Raw genomic sequence first — 19,221 nt, 5'->3', positions numbered from 1 at the left:
CCCTACTCCCCTTTAGCCTCTGAGCTTGCCGAAGGCCCAGTGCGGCAGGAGCAAAAAAATGTCAGACGATGTCGAACGCATTGACGTTCAGGCAGTCAACTCCCCCAAAACCCGCCAATCGCTTTATGCGGCGCGGGTGAAGATTTTTCCGAAGCGCGTGCAGGGCGAGTTCCGGCGCTTCAAGTGGATTGTCATGCTCATTACGCTCGGCATCTACTATCTGACGCCATGGCTGCGCTGGGATCGCGGCCCCTATGCGCCGGATCAGGCGGTCCTGATCGATCTTGCCAATCGGCGCTTCTATTTCTTCTTCATCGAAATCTGGCCGCAGGAATTCTACTACGTCGCGGGCCTGCTCATCATGGCGGGCCTTGGTCTGTTTCTCGTGACCTCCGTCGCGGGACGCGCCTGGTGCGGCTATACCTGCCCGCAGACCGTCTGGGTCGATCTTTATCTCGTCGTCGAACGCGCCATCGAAGGCGATCGCAATGCGCGCATGAAGCTCGACAAGGCGCCATGGACCTTCGACAAGCTGTGGAAGCGCGTGAGCAAACATTCCATCTGGTTGCTGATCGGCGTGCTGACCGGCGGCGCATGGATTTTCTATTTCGCCGACGCGCCGCAACTGCTCATGGATTTCGTGACCGGTCAGGCAGCGCCGGTCGCCTATTTCACCGTCGCCATCCTCACCGGCACCACCTATGTTTTCGGCGGGCTGATGCGCGAGCAGGTCTGCACCTATATGTGCCCGTGGCCGCGAATTCAGGCCGCAATGCTGGACGAAAATTCGCTCACCGTCACCTATAATGACTGGCGCGGCGAGCCGCGCTCCCGCCATTCCAAGAAGGCGATTGCCGCTGGTGAAACCGTGGGCGATTGCGTGGATTGCAATGCCTGCGTGGCCGCCTGCCCGATGGGTATCGACATTCGCGACGGGCAGCAGCTCGAATGCATCACCTGCGCGCTGTGCATCGATGCCTGCAATACGGTCATGGACAAGATCGACAAGCCGCGCGGCCTCATCTCCTATGCGACGCTGGCCGATTACAACGCCAACATGGCGCTCGCGACCAATAACGGCACGGCGCCGATCGATCCCGCCCGCGTCTACAAGGCGCAGAACAGCTTCTCGGACAAGGTGCAGAACCTGTCATGGAAGAAGGTGCTGCGCCCGCGCAGCATGTTCTACTTCGCCGTATGGGCGCTGATCGGCCTGACGCTCGTCATCTCGCTGTCGACGCGCCAGCGCATCGGTATCAACGTGCTGCATGACCGCAACCCGCAATATGTGCTTCTGTCGGACGGTTCGATCCGCAACGGTTACACGGTCAAGCTGCTCAACATGATCCCGACGCCGCGCACCTTCCGCCTTTCCATCGAGGGCCTGCCGGGCGCAACGCTGACCGTTCAGGACGAAACCGCCGATGCGGATGGCAATTACGACGTGCCGGTGGAGCCGGACCGCCTGAAGACATTGCGCGTGTTCGTCACCATGCCGCATGATGCGATTACCGAACATCGCCAGGACTATGAAATCGAAGTGCGTGACGCGGACGGCGCGGAACACGCACGCTACAAGGCAACTTTCATGGCACCGGAGGGCAGATAATGTCGATCAAGTCGAAAACCGCAGGCACGTTCACCGGCTGGCACATGCTGGGCATCATGGTCGCTTTCTTCGGCGTCATTATCGCCGTCAACCTGACCATGGCCTATAACGCGATCCATAGCTGGAGCGGGCTGGTGGTGCAGAACACCTATGTCGCCAGCCAGGAATTCAATGACAAGGCCCAGACCGGCAAGGAACAGGCTGCGCTGAATTGGCAGTCGAAGCCGGCTTATGAGAACGGCATCTTCACCTGGCGGCTCGCCGACCATGAAGGAAAGGCCGTCGCCATGACCGGCGGTACGGTGGAGTTCAAGCGTCCGGTCGGTGACGTGAACGATACCAAGGTCACGCTGAGCGTCCGCGAGCCCGGAATGCTGACCGCACCGCTGGAACTTGGCGAGGGCGCGTGGATCATGGAAGTGAATGCAGATGCGGGTCTTGAAGACCCTTATCGCCATATCATCCGCGTTCTGGTGAAGGATGGGAGAATGCTATGAGCTGCTGCGTCGAGAATGCACAGATAGCGACCGTCGTTCAGGCCGTCTCGGCAGATGAAATGCAGGTCGCAAGCCGCGCGCTTGGAGACGGTTTTCGCCAGCTCGACCTGTCGGTTCCCGGCGTTCATTGCGGCCTGTGCATCAAGAATATCGAAGAGACGCTCGGCAAGATCACAGGGGTTGCCTATGTCCGCGTCAACCTCACCGGCCGCCGTGTGACCGTGCGCTGGAAGGATGGCGAGACGCCGCCCGATGTGGTCGATCCGCTTCGCAGGCTCGGTTACGAAGCGCATATCTTCGACATGGCGCAGGAGAAAGACCCGACCTTCACGCGGCTTCTGATCGCGCTTGGCGTCGCGGCCTTTGCTTCCAGCAATGTGATGCTTTTGTCGGTCGCCGTCTGGTCGGGCGCGGATGCGGCGACACGCGATATGTTCCACTGGATTTCCGGCCTCATCGCCCTGCCGACGCTGATCTATTCGGGCCGGATTTTCTATGTTTCCGCATGGAATGCGCTGCGTGCGCAGCGCGTCAACATGGATGTGCCGATTGCGCTTGCCATCACGCTTGCCTTTGGCATGAGTGTCTATGAAACCCTGCATCATGGCCAGCATGCCTATTTCGATGCATCGGTGACCTTGCTGTTCTTCCTGCTGATCGGCCGCACGCTCGACTACATGATGCGCGCCCGCGCCCGTTCCGCAGTCCGAGGTCTGGCGCAGCTTGGCTCCCGCGGCGCGGTGGTGATCGGCGATGATAACCAACGCAATTACCTGCCGGTCAACGAAATCCGCCCCGGCATGCGCATCATCCTTGCAGCAGGTGAGCGCGTACCCGTTGATGCAAAGGTAGAGGAAGGCCGTTCGGAACTCGATTGCGCCATTGCATCGGGTGAAAGCGATGCCGTGCCTGTCGGTCCGGGCTCCGACATTCGCGCGGGCACGCTCAACCTTTCCACGCCGCTCGTCATTCGGGCGACGGCGAAAGCAAAGGATTCCTTCCTCGCTGAAATGGTGCGGCTGATGGACGTCGCAGAAGGCGGACGCGCCTATTACCGTCGTCTTGCCGACCGCGCTTCCGAACTCTATGTGCCGATGGTCCACACCATCGCCTTCCTCGCCTTCGTCGGCTGGATGTTCTACACCGGCGGGGACTGGTATCGCTCGATCTATATCGCGATCTGCACCCTCATCATCACCTGCCCTTGCGCGCTCGCCCTTGCGGTGCCGATTGTGCAGGTAGTTGCGGCGCGGCGCCTGTTTGAAAACGGCATCATGATCAAGGACGGCTCCGCCATGGAGCGGATGGCCGAGGTGGACACTGCCATTTTCGACAAGACCGGCACTTTGACGCTCGGCCAGCCGAGGCTGATCGATGCAGACGCAATCGATCTCCATAATCTGGAGATCGCAGCCGAGTTGTCGCTTTATTCGCGCCATCCGCTGTCGCGGGCGCTGGCGCTGTTCTCGGGCGCAAAGCCGATGACCGCCTTTACCCGCATCGAGGAAGTGCCGGGCGCAGGCATCGAAGCAGAACTGAACGGTTCCATCTATCGGCTTGGCAAGCGCGACTGGGCGGACGACAGCGCCACGATGGTTCATGCCGATGGCCCCGAGACCTGTCTTTCCATCGATGGCAAGCTGGTTGAAACCTTCCGCTTTGAAGACAGCCCGCGCGAGGACGCTGCGGGGGCCATCGCCACACTGAAGCGCAACGGGCTGAAGCTTGGCATCATTTCCGGCGACCGCCTGCCTGCCGTCGAGAGGCTTGCCGGTTATCTCGGCGTCAATGATTTCCGGGCGGAAGTGCTGCCTGCCGACAAGTCGGAACTGGTGCAGAAACTGTCAGCCGAAGGCAGCAAGGTGCTGATGGTTGGCGATGGGTTGAACGACGCCCCCGCCCTCGTCGCGGCCCATGTTTCCATGGCGCCCGCGACGGCAGCCGATATTGGCCGCAATGCAGCCGATTTCGTCTTCCTGCGTGAAAGCCTGTCGGCAGTGCCGCTTGCCTTCGCCGTATCAAAGGAAGCGGGCCGGTTGATCAGCCAGAACTTTGCGCTTTCCATCGGCTATAATATCATAGCCGTGCCGATCGCGATTTTCGGCTATGTCACCCCGCTGGTGGCGGCGCTTTCAATGTCGCTGTCGTCCATCGTGGTCGTCAGCAACGCATTGCGGTTGCGCGCCGGAAAACAAAAGCAGCAGACGCAGAAGACCATCGCGCCTGTTGCCGTCATCAAGGAAGCGCACAAATGAGCGGACTTATCTTTCTCATTCCCATCGCGCTGTTTCTGGGCCTGCTCGGCCTCGTCGCCTTTCTCTGGTCGTTGAAAAACGGCCAGTATGAGGATCTCGACGGCGCGGCAAACCGCATCCTGCTGGACGACGAAACTAGTCCGTTATCAAAATAGCCCGCAAATCATTGACATTCGTGCCGGTTGGCCCCGGCACGAACAGATCATCGATGGCGTCGAATGCCGTCCATGCGTCGTTGTTGGCGAGACGCGCCGCGCCATCCTCGCCCGCCTTTTGCAGGCGCGAAACCGTGGAACCATCGGCAAAGGCTCCGGCATTGTCTTCCGAGCCGTCAATGCCGTCCGTGTCGGCGGCGAGCGCATGGATGTTGTCATAGCCATCGATGTCGAGCGCGAATGACAACAGGAACTCGCTGTTGCGCCCACCTTTGCCACCTCCTGGGCCACCCTTGCCGCGAATGGTGACGGTCGTTTCGCCGCCCGACAGAAGGACCACGGGTTTCTTGAACGGGCGGTCGCGGTCGGCAACTTCGCGGGCAATCGCCGCATGAACATGTGCCACTTCCCGCGCCTCACCTTCCATTGAATCGGACAGGATCACCGCTTCCACACCATGACGCCGGGCTTCCTTCACCGCCGCATCCAGCGAGACGGCAGCGGAAGCAATCACGCGCACCTCGTTTCGAGCGAAAACCTCGTCGTCCGGCTTCGGCGCATGGGCGGCTTCGTTCGTGATGTGATCAAGCGCTGCCTGTGGCAGTTCGAGCCCGTAGCGTTCGATGATCTTCAAGGCCTCGTCGCGACTGGTTGTGTCCGGCACGGTCGGCCCGGAAGCGACGAAGGCCGGGTTGTCGCCGGGAATATCCGAAACGACCAGCGAGAACACCTTTGCCGGATGCGCGGCGGCAGCGAGCCTGCCGCCCTTGATCGTCGACAGATGCTTGCGAACCGCATTCATGGCCGAAATCGGCGCGCCGGAAGCGAGCAATGCCTTGTTGACGGCGATCTCATCTTGCAACGTCAGACCTTCCGGCGGCGACGGCAGCAGCGCCGATCCGCCGCCCGAGACAAGCGCCACCACGAGATCGTCTTCCGTGAGGCCGGACACGGCATCGAACAGCCGCTTCGAGGCTTGAAGCCCCGCCTCGTCGGGAACCGGATGCGCGGCCTCGATGATCTCGATACGCTGGCAAGGTGTGCCATAGCCATAGCGCGTGACCACCACGCCCTCCAGCGGGGCATCGTGTTTTTCAGCCCAGGCGCGCTCGAAAGCCGCCGCCATCTGCGCCGATCCCTTGCCCGCGCCGATGACAATCGTTCGTCCCTTCGGCCTGGCCGGAAGATTGGCGCGGATCACCAGTTCTGGATCGGCAGCCGCAACGGCTGCGTCGAACAGGCTGGTCAGAAACTTCTTGGGATCGGTGATGGCAGACATGAGTTTCCCGATGCTGGCGTGTTAACGGCGGCACTATTCCCCGCCCGAGATCTAAAATCAATGGAGCCGGCTACCTCCTCCAAGCAGCCAGCTCCGCCCTCTCCCTCCAGAGAGTTCGCCTGAGACGTCAAGCCACGTCGTGGTTCGCCATCCTCTCGAGAGCACGTACCAGACCCGAATGGTCGAGACCGTCATCGCCATGCGCCGCGCAGGAGTTGAACAGTTCCTGCGCCGTGGCCGTGTTCGGCAGCGAAACGCCGAGTGCCTTCGCGCCTTGCAGTGCAAGGTTCAAATCCTTCTGGTGCAGGGAAATGCGGAAGCCCGGATCGAAGGTGCGCTTGATCATGCGTTCGCCGTGCACTTCGAGAATGCGGGACGATGCAAAGCCACCCATCAGGGCTTCGCGCACCTTTGCCGGGTCCGCGCCTGCCTTGGAAGCGAAGACCAGTGCTTCAGCCACGGCTTCGATATTGAGCGCAACGATGATCTGGTTTGCAACCTTGGTCGTCTGGCCATCGCCGCAATCGCCGACGAGGGTGATGTTCTTGCCCATAAGCTTAAGAAGCGGCAGCGCACGGTCGAACGATTCCTGCGAACCACCTGCCATGATGGAGAGGCTGGCGTTCTTCGCGCCCACCTCGCCGCCCGAAACCGGCGCATCGATATATTCGGCGCCCGTTGCGCGGACTTTCTTTGCGAATTCCTTCGTCTCGATGGGCGATATCGAGCTCATGTCGATGAGCAGCTTGCCTTTGCCGAGCCCCCCGATTGCGCCGCCTTCACCGAAGATGACTTCGGCCACCTGCGGCGTATCGGGAAGCATGAGAATAACCGTATCGCATTCTTCCGCGACGGCCTTCGGCGTATCCACGATTTGCAGACCGTTATCGATCAGTTCCTGACGCGGCGGAGGATTGAACCTCGAGGTGACGATCTGATGTCCGGCATCCTGCAGATGACGCGCCATCGGCGTGCCCATGATCCCCAGTCCGATGAAGCCTATCTTGGCCATGTCGTATACTCCCTAGTCAAAATTATGCAGTCAGCCGTTCGGCTTCATGGTGTTTGAACCAGCTGAGACCTTCCTCGGTGGTGGTCTTCGGCTTGTATTCGCAGCCGATCCAGCCTTTGTATCCGGCGTTTTTCAGCGCTTCGAACACGTTCGGATAATTGATCTCGCCGGTTCCCGGCTCATTGCGGCCCGGATTGTCGGCAAGCTGGATATGGGCGATGAGCGGCTTGTAGCGTTCATAAGTCGCGACCAGTTCGCCGCGTGTGCGCTGCTGGTGGTAGAGGTCATACTGGATGAACAGGTTGTTGCTGCCCACTTCATCAATGATCGAAACCGCCTGCTCCACCGTGTTGAGGTAGAAGCCGGGAATGTCGTAGTGATTGATCGGCTCGATCAGCAGGCGGATGCCGTGCTTGCCCAGTTCCTTCGCGGCCAGACGCAGATTGCTGACGAAAGTGGCGCGCAATACATCCGGATCGACACCTTGCGGGGCAATGCCCGAAAGACAATTGACCTGCGAGCAGTTAAGCGTGGTGGCATAGTCGATGGCATCGGCCACGCCGCGACGGAAATCATCGACCCGATCCGGCAGAACCGCAATGCCGCGCTCTCCCCCAGCCCAGTTGCCCGCAGGCAGATTATGCAGGACCTGCGCCAGATTATGTCTGGTCAGCGCCGCCTTCAGCTCGTGCCGGTTGAACTCGTAGGGAAAGAGATATTCCACCCCGGTGAACCCGGCCTTTGCCGCCAATGCGAAGCGGTCCATGAAGGGTACTTCGTTGAAAAGCATTGTGAGATTGGCTGCAAATCTCGGCATTTTCGCCTCCTTGTAATTCTCTGTTTGCGCAATTCCGGAAAAAAGCCGTTTCACAATTTTCCTCGAATTACCTTCCACGTTGTTCTTTTCCCTCATCCTGAGGAGCTTTCCCGAGCTTGTCGAAGGGAGGCGTCTCGGACGACGAAGGAAGATGCATCGTGCCTGCCCTCGTCCTCGACCCTTCGACGGGCACAAGATGATGCTTCGCTGCGCTCCGCACCGCACCGCAGGATGAGGGAGATACGGAGCATTAAATCGGCAACACGTTAATCCAAAAGTGCTGCGATAGCGGTCGGTGCATCTTCGCCGCGTTCGGCCAGCTCCTCGAATTCGACAACCTGATCGATGTCGATACCCATGGAAATATTGGTAACGCGTTCGAGGATGAATTCCAGGACCACCGGCACCTGATGCTCCGCCATCAGCGCTTTTGCCTGTTCAAAACTTTCGGCAAACTGGTTGGGGCTGCGAACCCGGATCGCCTTGCAGCCAAGGCCCTCGGCAACCGCCACGTGATCGACGCCATAGCCCTTTTCCGCATCGCCACCGGCATTGATGTTGTCGAAGGCGAGACTGACCTCGAAATCCATGTTGAAGCCGCGCTGCGCCTGACGGATGAGGCCGAGATAGGAATTGTTCACCACCACATGAATGTAGGGCAGCTTGTGCTGTGCGCCGACCGCCAGTTCCTCGATCAGGAACTGGAAATCATAGTCGCCGGAAAGCGCCACGATCGGACGGTCGGGATCGGCGGCACGGACACCGAGCGCTGCCGGCAGTGTCCAGCCAAGCGGACCGGCCTGACCGCAATTGATCCAGTTGCGCGGGCGATAGACATGCAGGAACTGCGCACCGGCGATCTGGCTGAGGCCGATGGTCGTGACATAGCAGGTATCGCGACCGAACGCCTTGTTCATCTCTTCATAGACACGCTGCGGCTTCAGCGGCGTCTGGTCGAAATGTGTCTTGCGCAGCATGGTGCGCTTGCGCTCCTGGCACGCCTTGGCCCAACCCGACCAGTCGCGCAGCTTGCCTGCCGACTTCCATTCGGTCGCAACGTCCAGCAGCAGCTTCAGCGCCTTGCCCGCATCCGAAACGATACCGAAATCCGGCGCGAATACACGGCCGATCTGGGTCGGCTCAATATCGATATGGATGAATCTGCGGTCCTTCCTGTAGGTATCGACATTGCCCGTATGACGGTTCGCCCAGCGGTTGCCGATGCCGATGACGACATCGGATGCCAGCAGATTGGCATTGCCGTAGCGGTGCGAGGTCTGGAGACCGCACATGCCCGCCATCAGGCGATGGTCGTCCGGGATGATGCCCCAGCCCATCAGGGTCGGGATGACCGGAATGCCGGTGATTTCGGCGAATTCGACCAGAAGGTCGGACGCATCGGCGTTGATGATGCCACCACCGGCCACGATCAGCGGATGTTCCGCCGCGTTCAGCATGGCGAGCGCCTTTTCGGCCTGCGCCCGCGTGGCAGCTGGCTTATAGGCTTCCATCGGCTGGTAAGTGTCGATGTCAAACTCGATTTCGGCAAGCTGGACATCAATCGGCAGGTCGATGAGGACCGGACCGGGACGGCCCGACTTCATGATGTGGAACGCCTTCTGGAAGACATAAGGCACCAAAGCTGGTTCCATGACCGTGACCGCCCATTTGGTGACGGGAGCCGCGATCTTGGCGATATCGACGGCCTGAAAGTCTTCCTTGTCGAGACGTGCGCGCGGCGCCTGACCGGTGATGCAGAGGATCGGGATCGAATCCGCGGAAGCCGAATAGAGACCTGTAATCATATCCGTTCCGGCCGGGCCGGAGGTGCCGATGCACAGGCCGATATTGCCATGCTTTGCACGGGTATAGCCCTCGGCCATATGCGAAGCGCCTTCGACATGACGCGCCAGTATATGGCGGATCGAGCCGCGCGCCTTCATCGCCGAATAAAACGGATTGATCGCTGCGCCCGGTACACCGAAAGCACAATTGATCCCTTCTCTCTCCAGCACAAGCACGGCTGCATCGACTGCACGCATTCTGGCCATGGCCATTCCTCCTATGGAACTCTAATCCATTTACCAATGCTATTATCAAAAAATGGAAATGCATATCACTATACGGAAATAAAGATTTTCAACGGAACGGAGATAATCCGCCTGCGTCTTTCCGAGTAGCAATGGATGCGATAGTGATAATTCCTGAGTTTAGGCGGGATTCGGAGACGGTGATGGAACAGGCAAAGGTAAAGCGGGGCCGCAAGGCGGCGGAAAACGCAGCGCCCTCGTCTGTGCAGGTTCTCGATCGAAGCCTGAAGCTGCTGGCGCTGATTGCAGAAAATGACGGCTCGACATTGACCGACCTTGCCGATGCGAGCGGCATGGCGCCTTCCACCGTGCACCGCCTGCTGTCGTCGCTGGCCAATCATGGAATGGTTTCCCACGATCTGGAAAGCGGCGACTGGACCATCGGCGTCAAGGCTTTCGAGATCGGCAATGCCTTTCGCCGGTTCCGCAAGCTCGGCATTCTGGCGCGCCCCTATCTCAAGACATTGATGGAAACGAGCGGCGAGACCGCCAATATCGGCGTCGAGGACGGCGGCGATGTCGTGTTCATCTCGCAAATTGAAAGCCATGCGCCGATGCGCGCCTTTTTCCGGCCCGGACGGCGCGGGCCTATCCATGCGTCCGGCATCGGCAAGGCCATATTGTCCACCTGGTCGGACAAGGAAATCGCCCATGCCCTGTCGGGGCGCGCGCTCGAACACTTTACGCAGCGCACGCTCGACAGCCTGCCCGCGCTATTGAAAGACATTCAGGCAACGCGGACGCGCGGATGGTCTGTCGACGATGAAGAACATACACTCGGCATGTGCTGCATCGCCGCGCCGATTTTCAATGAATATGGCGAGGCGATTGCAGGCATTTCCGTTTCCGGCCCTGCCGTGCGCCTGCCGAAAAAGAAGCTCGAGGAGTTCGGGCCGCTCATCCGCTCCACCGCCGATGAGTTGACCCGCGCCATGGGCGGCAAGCGCCCGGAAGAGTTTTAACGCACAGTGAATTTGGGCTAATCGACGCTCTGCGCCCCTCTTTCCCTCATCCTGAGGAGCTTTCTTGAGCTTGTCGAAGGAAAGCGTCTCGAAGGGCTGAGGGAAAACGCACAGCGCCTGCCCTCGTCCTTCGAGGCTTCGCTTCGCTCCGCACCTCAAGATGAGGGAGAAGCGCAGCGATGACGCTTTATAGTTCAGCCTTGAGCGGCTTGCCGGCCACATAGGTTTCGACAATGGCGCGGTCATCGCCCAATGTCTGCAACAGGAACAGCTCCTGCTCCAGCGTCGCGCCAGCCGCCATGCGAAGCCGCATCGGCGATGTGGCGGACGAATCCAGCACCACGATATCGGCTTCGGTGCCTTCATCCAATGTGCCGATCCTGTCTTCCATGGAGAGCGCGCGGGCATTGCCGAGCGTCATCATGTAGAAGGACTGGAACGGGTTCAGGCGGTTTCCACGCAGTTGCTGGACCTTGTAGCCTTCATCCATGGTACGCAGCATCGAGAAGCTCGTGCCGCCGCCGACATCGGTCGCCACCGCCATGCGCACGCCCGATGCTTTCAGGCGGTCGCGGTCGAAGAGGCCGGAGCCGAGGAACAGGTTGGAGGTCGGGCAGAAGACGGCAATCGAGCCGGTTTCCGCCATGACGCGCACTTCGCGGTCTTCCAGATGGATGGAATGGCCGAGCAGGGTCTTGTTTCCCAGAAGGCCGTAATGCTCGTAAATACCGAGATAGTCGGGCGCATCCGGGTAAAGCGACTTGGTGAAGGTGATTTCGTCGTGGTTTTCCGACAAATGCGTCTGGATGTAGCTGCCGGGGTGCTCACGGACAAGCGCCTGACTTGCTTCGAGCTGCTCCGGCGTGGAGGTGATGGCAAAGCGCGGCGTGATCACGTAATCGAGGCGGCCCTTGCCCTGCCAGCGCGCGATCAGCGCCTTTGTGTCGTCATAACCCGACTGTGCAGTGTCGCAGAGGGCAGGCGGCGCGTTGCGGTCCATCATCACCTTGCCGCCGAGCATGCGCATGTTGCGATGCTGCGAGGCGCGGAAATAGGCATCCACGCTCTGCGGATGCACGGAGCAATAGGCGACCGCCGTGGTGGTGCCGTGGCGGATCAGCTCGTCCAGAAAGCGCTCCGCGATGAATTCGGCATGCTGCTCGTCGGCGAATTTCTGCTCGGCCACGAACGTATAGGTGTTGAGCCATTCCAGAAGATTGGCTGCATAGGAAGCGACGACCTGCGTCTGTGGGTAGTGGATATGCGTATCAATGAAGCCGGGCAGGATCAGGTGCGGACGATGGTCGGCGACTTTTATGTCGCTGCCTGCCTCGGTACTGACTTCAACATAATCGCCAAGACGCAGGATACGGCCATCTTCGACCAGAACGGCGCCGTCTTCGATATAGCGGTAGGCGGCATTGTCATCGAGACTCTGCGGCTCGTCACGAAAGGTCAGCACGCGGCCGCGGATCAGAAGCTTGGTCATTGTGGTCTTGGTCCTTATTTCGAGCCTTGCGTGGCGGACTGGTACCAGGAGGCAAGAAGCTGGCGTTCTTCCTCGCTCACGCCGGTAACGTTGGCGGGCGGCATGGCATGCGAACGGCCTGCCTGCAAATAGATTTCGCGCGCATGGGCTGCGATATCCCGGTCGGTGTCGAGCACGACGCCCTTCGGCGGCGCAATGATGCCTTCCCAGCCCGGCTCCTTGGCGTGGCACATGGCGCAGCGCCCCAGAACGGTATCCCGCACTTTTCCAAAGTGCGGGTCCGAGATGAAGGACTGCTGCAAGGCCGAGATTTTCTGTTCTTCCGGCTCGCCGGTCAGCACCTTCGGCACAGTCGAGAGCCAGATGATGACGATGAACAGGATGACCGTTACCAGCCAGGTCCAGGTCGGGCTGCCCTTGCGGGCATGCTGCGTGTTGAACCAGTGGCGGATCGTGACGCCCATCAGGAACACCAGCGAGGCGATTATCCAGTTGAACTGCGTCCCGAAAGCCAGCGGATAGTGGTTCGACAGCATCAGGAACAGAACCGGCAGCGTCAGATAGTTGTTGTGGGTCGAACGCTGCTTGGCGATCTTGCCGTATTTCGGGTCCGGCTTGCGGCCTGCGATCAGATCCGCCACCACGATCTTCTGGTTCGGGATGATGATCATGAACACATTGGCCGACATGATCGTCGCGGTGAAGGCACCCAGATGCAGGAAGGCAGCGCGTCCCGTGAACAGGTGCGTATAGCCCCAGGCCACCACGACCAGAATACAGTAGAGAATGACCATCAGGAGCGTATCGCTCTTGCCGAGCATCAGCTTGCAGATCGTGTTGTAGGCGATCCAGCCGAAGGCCAGCGAGGCAATCGAAATGCCGATGGCGACGGGACGCGAGACGTCGAGGACGTTCGGATCGATCAGGTAGAGATCGGCACCGGCATAGTAGACGATGCAGAGCAGCGTGAAACCCGACAGCCAGGTGGCGTAGGATTCCCATTTGAACCAGGTCAGGTGTTCCGGCATTTCGGCGGGCGCAACCAGATATTTCTGGATGTGGTAGAAACCGCCACCGTGGACCTGCCATTCCTCGCCGTGCGCGCCTTCCGGCAAGCCGGGGCGCTGGCGCAAGCCCAGATCGAGCGCGATGAAGTAAAAGGACGAGCCGATCCACGCAATCGCGGTAATCACGTGCAGCCACCGCGCTGCGAAGCCCAGCCAGTCCCAGGCTACGGCGAAATCATACATCAGGGACTCCCATTTCTTATCCCGTTTCTTGAGCCAATTCTTAGCCCATTGTTCGTTGTTGCATTATGTGCCAAAGGAATCAGGTTCAGGGAACGTCACATCACGACCAGCACTTTCAAAAAAATCTAGACAATCGTGGAGGGGACGTATGTCATATCTTGATAATCTGCGCGTTTTTGTGCGCGTTGTCGAATTGGGAAATCTATCCGCGGCGGGCCGCGATCAGCGCGCATCGCCGGCAGTTGCAAGCAATCGAATCAAGGAGTTGGAGAAGCACCTGGGAGTGAGGCTCTTCAACCGGACGACGCGCAAGCTCACGCCGACCGAACATGGCCGCGTATTCTATGACGGTGCATTGAAAATCCTCGAGGCCGTGGATGAGGCGGAAGCGGCCGTGGCGGAACTGGCGAAAAATCCGAAGGGATCGATTCGCATCACCGCGCCGCTTGGCTTCGGCAGACGGCTGATCGCATCGGGAATCCCGGAGTTTCACGACAAATATCCCGACATCGAAGTGCGGCTCCGCCTCTCCGATCATGAAGTGGACATCATGAGCGAAGGCGTCGATGTGGCTTTCAAGCTCGGTGTTCTGGAAAATTCCAACCTGCGCATGCGCGGCATCATGAATTGCGAACGCGTGATCTGCGCGGCGCCCGCATATCTTGAGAAACACGGGGTTCCGCACTCACCGGACGAGTTGCTGGGCGACAAGCATGATTGCCTTCTGCTGCGTTTTCCGGGCTCGAAGGAATATTACTGGTCGCTGCAAACCGCGGAAGGCCTGCGCAAGTTTGAAGTCACCGGGCCATATGACTCCGATGACGGCGACGTATTGACGCAATGGGCGCTCGGCGGGCGGGGCATCATCAACAAGCCGCTGTTTGAAGTGAAGGAATATATCCGCGACGGACGGCTGGTTCCCATCCTCGAAAACACTCCACCCGCCCCGATCCAGCTAGCTGCGATCTATCCGCACAAGCGCTTTCAGGACCCGAAGGTGCGTCTCATCATCGATTTCATGACGGAACGGTGCCAGCGACTGATCCGCGAGGCTTTGGCATAGAGCGGCTGAAACCGCTCTATACTTCTTTGCGGCCTCGGGAACGCCAAAAGAAAGCCTGCCGGATCAGGCGGGCTGCGAGACACGTGCGGAGGTCAGAACTGCTGTCAGAACTTCGGCAGCGACCAATGCTGCGATGACTTCCGGCCTCTTGTCCTTCACGACGGCTCCGCCGACCGGACAGACGAGATTTTCAAAAAGATTCTCGCTACCCATTTCGCGTTTCAACCAATTCTTGAAAGTGGCCTTCTTGGTCTTCGAGCCGATCATGCCGACATAGACGGCATCACGCCGCTGCAAAGCCTCGGTAACGATGAGAAAATCCAGCGCATGGTCGTGGGTGAGGACGATGAAGGCGCTGCCCGGAGGGGCGGAACGCACCACCTGCTCGGGCATCGCCGACAGACAGGTCTCTACGCCCGGCACATCGCAGGCCATCAGCTCGGCTTCCCGCGTATCCACGAGAACGACCCGGACGGGCGTGAACGAAAGCGCATTTGCCAGCGCATCGCCGACATGGCCCGCGCCGAAGACATAGACATGCGGGCGCGTGGCTATTTCGGCATCGACCTTGCCGACAAGCTCGTCGGTGAGCCCGCGATTGACACGTTTGAAGCTCAGGCCCACCCGTCCGCCGCAGCATTGGCCGATTTCCGGGCCGAGTGGGACGTCCATGGGTGTGTCCCTGCCTCCAGCCAAGATTTTCCGGGCATGGTCGATAGCCATATATTCGAGCTGACCGCCCCCGATGGTCCGAAAGATCATATCGCGGGCAACCAGCATCCACGCCCCCGCATCGCGGGGCGCGGAACCTTTCACATCGGTGACTTCCACCAGCACACTATCGGGACGCCGGTTGAGAAAAGCCCGGATATCGTCGCGTGCGCCCGGCATTTTTCTAGCCCTTTTGCTTGCGGAGCCGCTCGATGGCCATCAGCACGCGTTCCGGTGTTGCTGGCGCATCAAGACGCGGGCAGACCTTGTAATCCGCCACGCTGGCGACAGCATCCGCCAGAGCGTGCAGCACCGACAGGCCCAGCGGCAGCGGCGGCTCGCCGACAGCCTTGGAGCGATGGATCGTCGGCTCATATGCCTCCGACCAGTCGGTCAGCGCCACGTTGAATATCTTGGGCCGGTCGGAAGCCAGCGGAATCTTGTAGGTGGATGGCGCATGGGTGCGAAGCCGCCCCTTGTCGTCCCACACAAGTTCCTCCGTCGTCAGCCAGCCCATGCCCTGCACGAAGCCGCCTTCAACCTGACCGATATCGATGGCGCGGTTCAGGGAACGCCCGGTATCATGCAGAATATCAGTGCGCTCCACCACATATTCGCCAGTCAGAGTATCGACGGAAACTTCGGAACAGGCTGCTCCGTAAGCATAGTAGTAGAAAGCATGACCGCGACCCTTGGCCCGATCCCAATGGATTTTCGGCGTCTTGTAGTGACCTGCCGCCGAAAGCTGGACGCGACCGATAAAGGCCTGCTTGACGAGATCGTTGAAGCTGATTTCCTGATTGCCGACCCGAACGCGGTTGGGAAGAAAGACGATCTGGTCTTCCGGCACCTGATATTGCTGGGCCGCAAAATGGATAAGGCGCTTCTTGATCTGGCGGGCAGCATCCTGTGCGGCCATTCCGTTAAGATCGGCCCCGGAAGAAGCCGCCGTCGGCGCGGTGTTCGGCACCTTGGCGGTCGTCGTCGCGGTGATCTTCACACGGTCGATGTCGATCTGGAATTCCTCGGCCACCACCTGCGCCACCTTCATATGGAGCCCCTGCCCCATTTCCGTGCCGCCATGGTTCATATGCACCGAACCGTCATTATAGACATGCACCAGAGCGCCAGCCTGATTGGACTCCGTCTTGGTGAAGGAAATGCCGAATTTCACCGGGGTCAATGCGATGCCGCGTTTGACATAGCGGCTCTTGGCGTTGAATTCGCGGATCGCTTCGCGGCGCCTTGCGTAATCGGAGCTTTCCTCCAGTTCCGCAACGATGCGCTGGATAATGCAATCCTCCACCTTCTGGTGATAGGGCGTGACGTTGCGCGTGCCGTCCTTACCCATTTCATCGTAGAAATTGCGCTTGCGGATTTCCAGCGGGTCCTTGCCGACAGCGAAAGCCACTTCATCGATCACGCGTTCCGCACCGACCATGCCCTGCGGGCCGCCGAAGCCGCGAAACGCCGTGTTCGACACTGTGTTCGTGTAAAGCGGCGCCGACTGCGCATGAACTGCCGGAAAGAAATAGGCATTGTCACAGTGGAACAAGGCGCGGTCGCCGACAGGTCCGGAAAGGTCAGCCGAAAATCCGGCATTGAGCGCAAACAGATAATCGATGCCCAGAATATTGCCTTCATCGTCGAAGCCGACTTCATAATCGATGACGAAGCCGTGGCGCTTGCCGGTCGAGGTCATGTCCTCGTCGCGGTCGAGCCTGATCTTCATGGCGCGCTTGTGCTTCTTGGCCGCGATGGCTGCAATCGCCGCCCACTGGTTCGCCTGCGTTTCCTTGCCGCCGAAGCCGCCGCCCATGCGGCGCACTTCCACCGTCACGGAATGGCTCGGAACGCCCAGCGCATGGGCGACCAGATGCTGGGTTTCGCTCGGTCCCTGCGTGGAGCAATAGACGGTGACGTCCTCATCCTCGCCGGGGATAGCCAGCGAAACCTGCCCTTCAAGATAAAAGTGATCCTGCCCGCCGAGATACATGCGGTTCTTGATGCGATGCGGTGCGGCATCGATGGCCGCGCGCGCATCGCCGCGCTTCAACGTCAGCGGCGTGGTGACAAGCCGGTCCTTCAGACCATCCAGCCCATCGATGGAATAGATGCCCGCTGCTTCCTCATATTCGATTTTCGCCAGACGTGCGGCGCGGCGCGCCTGATCGCGGGTTTTGGCGATAACCGCAAAGATCGGCTGGCCGTGAAACTCGACCTTGTCGACGGCGAAGATCGGATCGTCATGCATGCCCGAAGGCGAAACATCATTCTCGCCGGGCACGTCCTTATAGGTCAGCACGTCGATCACGCCGGGAGCGGCGCGAACCGCCGACAAATCGATCGACTTGAAAGAACCATGTGCGACGGAAGAAAACCCGAGACCGATGTGCAGCGTGCCTTCGGGCTCCGGTATATCGTCGATATAGACAGCCGTTCCCGTCACATGCTTGTGCGCAGAATCGTGCTTCTGGTCGGTCGCCACACCACCGACGATACGGGCCGCTTTCAGTGCGTTTGCAGGATGCTTGTTCATGATTGCCTCCTCACGCCGCGGCGATTTCAGCCGCGCGCAGCGGCGTGTAACTGCCTTCCGTTTCGGCGAAGAAACGCCGCAACAGATTGCGCGCCGCGAGCAGCCGGTACTCGGCAGTCGCGCGCATATCGCTCAAGGGCGTATAATCTTGCGAATAGGCTTCCAGAGCCGCGTCAACGCTCGCCTCTGTCCAGGGCTTGGCCAACAGTGCTGCCTCTACCGCGCTTGCCCGCTTCGGCGTTGCCGCCATGCCGCCATAGGCGATACGAACGGTCGCCACATTGCCTGCCGCATCGAGCGTCAGATGGAAAGCGCCGAGCGTCGCGGTAATGTCTTCCTCAAAACGCTTCGACACTTTGTAAATGGCAAAATGGCTGTTTTCCGCCGGCACCGGCACATGCATGGCCTCGACGAATTCGCCAGCCCCGCGGTCCTGTTTGCCATAGGCGATGAAGAACTCTTCCAGAGGGATGGTGCGGCGCTCCGCCCCTTTGCGCAAGGTGAGCTTTGCACCAAGTGCGATCAGCGGCGGCGGCGTGTCGCCAATCGGCGAACCATTGGCGATATTGCCGCCGATGGTTCCCATATTGCGCACCTGTTCGCCGCCGATGCGGTTGATGAGCTGGCCGAGCTGGGGAATGCGTCCGGCGAGGAAGCCGAAGGCTTCCGTGTAGGTGACGCCCGCGCCGATGGTGATGACACCATTTTCCTCGCGCATGAAACGCAGTTCATCCAGATGGCCGATGAAGACGACCGGAGAAATGTCGCGCATCATCTTGGTGACCCAAAGGCCCACATCGGTGGAACCGGCGACGATGGTCGCCTTCGGCTCCGCTGCCAGAATGGAGGCAAAATCGTCGAGATCGGCAGGCACGATCAACCGGTCCCGGCCTTCGCCCACTTCCACCCGCACGCCGTCGCGCATCGCCGCCAGTTGTTCCAGCACGAGCGCGCGTTCGGCTGCGAGCGGATCTTCCGTTGCCGTGCCATAATCGGAAATGGCGCGCGCGGCGCGCATGATCGCCTCATAGCCGGTGCAACGGCAAAGATTGCCCTGCAATGCCTTTTCAATCTCGGCATCGGCGGGCTTCGGTTCGCGCATCCACAAGGCGTAGAGCGACATGACAAAGCCCGGCGTGCAGAAACCGCACTGCGAGCCGTGAAACTCGATCATGGCCTTTTGCACCGGATGCAGGCCGCCATCCGCTCCGCGCAGATGTTCGATCGTCACCACATGACAACCATCCAGCGAACCCATGAAGCGGATGCAGGCATTGACGCTCTCATAAACCAGCTTGCCGTCGGAAATCTTGCCGACCAGCACCGTGCACGCACCGCAATCGCCTTCGCCGCAGCCTTCCTTGGTGCCGCGCAGCTTGGCGGACAGCCGCAGATAGTCGAGCAGCGTTTCGGTCGGGGAAACACGGTCGAGTTCGACCTTTTCACCGTTCAGAAGAAAGCGGATCGTGTGTCGCACAGACTGGTGCACAGAC

Annotated in this window: 15 protein-coding genes; 6 read left to right on the top strand and 9 right to left on the bottom strand. The window is 59.9% G+C overall.

Annotation, left to right across the window (positions count from 1 at the left end; all coding sequences use genetic code 11):
- Positions 1–58: 58 nt before the first annotated feature.
- From ccoG to ccoS, 4 genes are read left to right on the top strand one after another with little or no spacing between them, the layout of a single operon-like run.
- A complete protein-coding gene (ccoG, locus tag ACOWVS_RS07335) occupies positions 59–1,609 on the top strand; it encodes a cytochrome c oxidase accessory protein CcoG (RefSeq protein ID WP_021586196.1) in 1,551 nt (516 codons plus the stop codon).
- Positions 1,609–2,106 carry a FixH family protein gene (locus ACOWVS_RS07330; RefSeq protein ID WP_021586197.1) on the top strand — a complete coding sequence of 166 codons (498 nt, stop codon included), beginning with the start codon at positions 1,609–1,611 and terminating at the stop codon, positions 2,104–2,106. Before ccoG ends, ACOWVS_RS07330 begins: the two co-directional genes overlap by 1 nt.
- Entirely contained in the window at positions 2,103–4,361 is a 2,259-nt protein-coding gene (locus ACOWVS_RS07325; RefSeq protein ID WP_075041772.1) for a cation-translocating P-type ATPase, read from the top strand. The genes ACOWVS_RS07330 and ACOWVS_RS07325 overlap by 4 nt, the downstream gene beginning before the upstream one ends.
- Complete coding sequence (gene ccoS, locus ACOWVS_RS07320; protein WP_021586199.1) at positions 4,358–4,516, top strand: cbb3-type cytochrome oxidase assembly protein CcoS; 159 nt, start codon at positions 4,358–4,360, stop codon at positions 4,514–4,516. Before ACOWVS_RS07325 ends, ccoS begins: the two co-directional genes overlap by 4 nt.
- On the opposite strand, the gene ACOWVS_RS07315 is transcribed toward ccoS, so the two are convergent.
- From ACOWVS_RS07315 to gcl, 4 genes are all read right to left on the bottom strand, one after another.
- Positions 4,497–5,795 carry a glycerate kinase type-2 family protein gene (locus ACOWVS_RS07315; protein WP_075041773.1) on the bottom strand — a complete coding sequence of 433 codons (1,299 nt, stop codon included), beginning with the start codon at positions 5,793–5,795 and terminating at the stop codon, positions 4,497–4,499. The two genes, ccoS and ACOWVS_RS07315, sit on opposite strands and share 20 nt — an antisense overlap.
- A gap of 127 nt (positions 5,796–5,922) precedes the next feature.
- Entirely contained in the window at positions 5,923–6,807 is an 885-nt protein-coding gene (locus tag ACOWVS_RS07310) for a 2-hydroxy-3-oxopropionate reductase (protein WP_021586201.1), read from the bottom strand.
- Between the two features lie 22 nt (positions 6,808–6,829).
- Complete coding sequence (gene hyi, locus ACOWVS_RS07305) at positions 6,830–7,624, bottom strand: hydroxypyruvate isomerase (RefSeq protein ID WP_025089703.1); 795 nt, start codon at positions 7,622–7,624, stop codon at positions 6,830–6,832.
- A 266-nt stretch (positions 7,625–7,890) separates the two neighbouring features.
- The gene (gene gcl, locus ACOWVS_RS07300) at positions 7,891–9,675 is read right to left on the bottom strand and encodes a glyoxylate carboligase (RefSeq protein ID WP_021586202.1); all 1,785 of its coding nucleotides are present in this window, start codon (positions 9,673–9,675) and stop codon (positions 7,891–7,893) included.
- A 182-nt stretch (positions 9,676–9,857) separates the two neighbouring features.
- Between gcl and ACOWVS_RS07295 the strand changes: the two genes are divergently transcribed.
- Entirely contained in the window at positions 9,858–10,676 is an 819-nt protein-coding gene (locus ACOWVS_RS07295) for an IclR family transcriptional regulator (protein WP_021586203.1), read from the top strand.
- Positions 10,677–10,863: 187 nt separating this feature from the next.
- On the opposite strand, the gene guaD is transcribed toward ACOWVS_RS07295, so the two are convergent.
- Complete coding sequence (guaD, locus tag ACOWVS_RS07290) at positions 10,864–12,165, bottom strand: guanine deaminase (RefSeq protein WP_021586204.1); 1,302 nt, start codon at positions 12,163–12,165, stop codon at positions 10,864–10,866.
- A 14-nt stretch (positions 12,166–12,179) separates the two neighbouring features.
- On the bottom strand, positions 12,180–13,415 hold the full coding sequence (locus ACOWVS_RS07285) for a urate hydroxylase PuuD (RefSeq protein WP_006466111.1): 1,236 nt from the start codon (positions 13,413–13,415) through the stop codon (positions 12,180–12,182).
- 148 nt (positions 13,416–13,563) lie between these two features.
- On the opposite strand from ACOWVS_RS07285, the gene ACOWVS_RS07280 reads away from it, so the two are divergent.
- Positions 13,564–14,478, top strand: a complete 915-nt coding sequence (locus tag ACOWVS_RS07280; protein ID WP_021586205.1) for a LysR family transcriptional regulator — start codon at positions 13,564–13,566, stop codon at positions 14,476–14,478.
- 63 nt (positions 14,479–14,541) lie between these two features.
- Here ACOWVS_RS07280 and xdhC read toward each other — a convergent pair whose 3' ends face one another.
- From xdhC to xdhA, 3 genes are read right to left on the bottom strand one after another with little or no spacing between them, the layout of a single operon-like run.
- On the bottom strand, positions 14,542–15,369 hold the full coding sequence (gene xdhC, locus ACOWVS_RS07275) for a xanthine dehydrogenase accessory protein XdhC (RefSeq protein WP_021586206.1): 828 nt from the start codon (positions 15,367–15,369) through the stop codon (positions 14,542–14,544).
- A gap of 4 nt (positions 15,370–15,373) precedes the next feature.
- Positions 15,374–17,728, bottom strand: a complete 2,355-nt coding sequence (xdhB, locus tag ACOWVS_RS07270) for a xanthine dehydrogenase molybdopterin binding subunit (RefSeq protein WP_021586207.1) — start codon at positions 17,726–17,728, stop codon at positions 15,374–15,376.
- A gap of 10 nt (positions 17,729–17,738) precedes the next feature.
- On the bottom strand, positions 17,739–19,217 hold the full coding sequence (gene xdhA / locus ACOWVS_RS07265; RefSeq protein ID WP_170873255.1) for a xanthine dehydrogenase small subunit: 1,479 nt from the start codon (positions 19,215–19,217) through the stop codon (positions 17,739–17,741).
- Positions 19,218–19,221 lie beyond the last annotated feature (4 nt).

Source organism: Brucella sp. IR068 (assembly GCF_049065885.1).
Taxonomy (GTDB): Bacteria; Pseudomonadota; Alphaproteobacteria; order Rhizobiales; family Rhizobiaceae; genus Brucella; species Brucella intermedia.
This window is presented reverse-complemented; position numbering and strand designations above follow the sequence as displayed.

Excerpts from the sequence above, each read along its gene's own strand:
- guaD (WP_021586204.1), bottom strand. The coding sequence starts at position 12,165 with ATGACCAAGCTTCTGATCCGCGGCCGCGTGCTGACCTTTCGTGACGAG.
- gcl (WP_021586202.1), bottom strand. The coding sequence starts at position 9,675 with ATGGCCAGAATGCGTGCAGTCGATGCAGCCGTGCTTGTGCTGGAGAGA.
- ACOWVS_RS07295 (WP_021586203.1), top strand. The coding sequence starts at position 9,858 with ATGGAACAGGCAAAGGTAAAGCGGGGCCGCAAGGCGGCGGAAAACGCA.
- ACOWVS_RS07285 (WP_006466111.1), bottom strand. The coding sequence starts at position 13,415 with ATGTATGATTTCGCCGTAGCCTGGGACTGGCTGGGCTTCGCAGCGCGG.
- xdhC (WP_021586206.1), bottom strand. The coding sequence starts at position 15,369 with ATGCCGGGCGCACGCGACGATATCCGGGCTTTTCTCAACCGGCGTCCC.
- ccoG (WP_021586196.1), top strand. The coding sequence starts at position 59 with ATGTCAGACGATGTCGAACGCATTGACGTTCAGGCAGTCAACTCCCCC.
- ACOWVS_RS07315 (WP_075041773.1), bottom strand. The coding sequence starts at position 5,795 with ATGTCTGCCATCACCGATCCCAAGAAGTTTCTGACCAGCCTGTTCGAC.
- ACOWVS_RS07280 (WP_021586205.1), top strand. The coding sequence starts at position 13,564 with ATGTCATATCTTGATAATCTGCGCGTTTTTGTGCGCGTTGTCGAATTG.
- ccoS (WP_021586199.1), top strand. The coding sequence starts at position 4,358 with ATGAGCGGACTTATCTTTCTCATTCCCATCGCGCTGTTTCTGGGCCTG.
- ACOWVS_RS07330 (WP_021586197.1), top strand. The coding sequence starts at position 1,609 with ATGTCGATCAAGTCGAAAACCGCAGGCACGTTCACCGGCTGGCACATG.
- hyi (WP_025089703.1), bottom strand. The coding sequence starts at position 7,624 with ATGCCGAGATTTGCAGCCAATCTCACAATGCTTTTCAACGAAGTACCC.
- ACOWVS_RS07325 (WP_075041772.1), top strand. The coding sequence starts at position 2,103 with ATGAGCTGCTGCGTCGAGAATGCACAGATAGCGACCGTCGTTCAGGCC.
- xdhB (WP_021586207.1), bottom strand. The coding sequence starts at position 17,728 with ATGAACAAGCATCCTGCAAACGCACTGAAAGCGGCCCGTATCGTCGGT.
- ACOWVS_RS07310 (WP_021586201.1), bottom strand. The coding sequence starts at position 6,807 with ATGGCCAAGATAGGCTTCATCGGACTGGGGATCATGGGCACGCCGATG.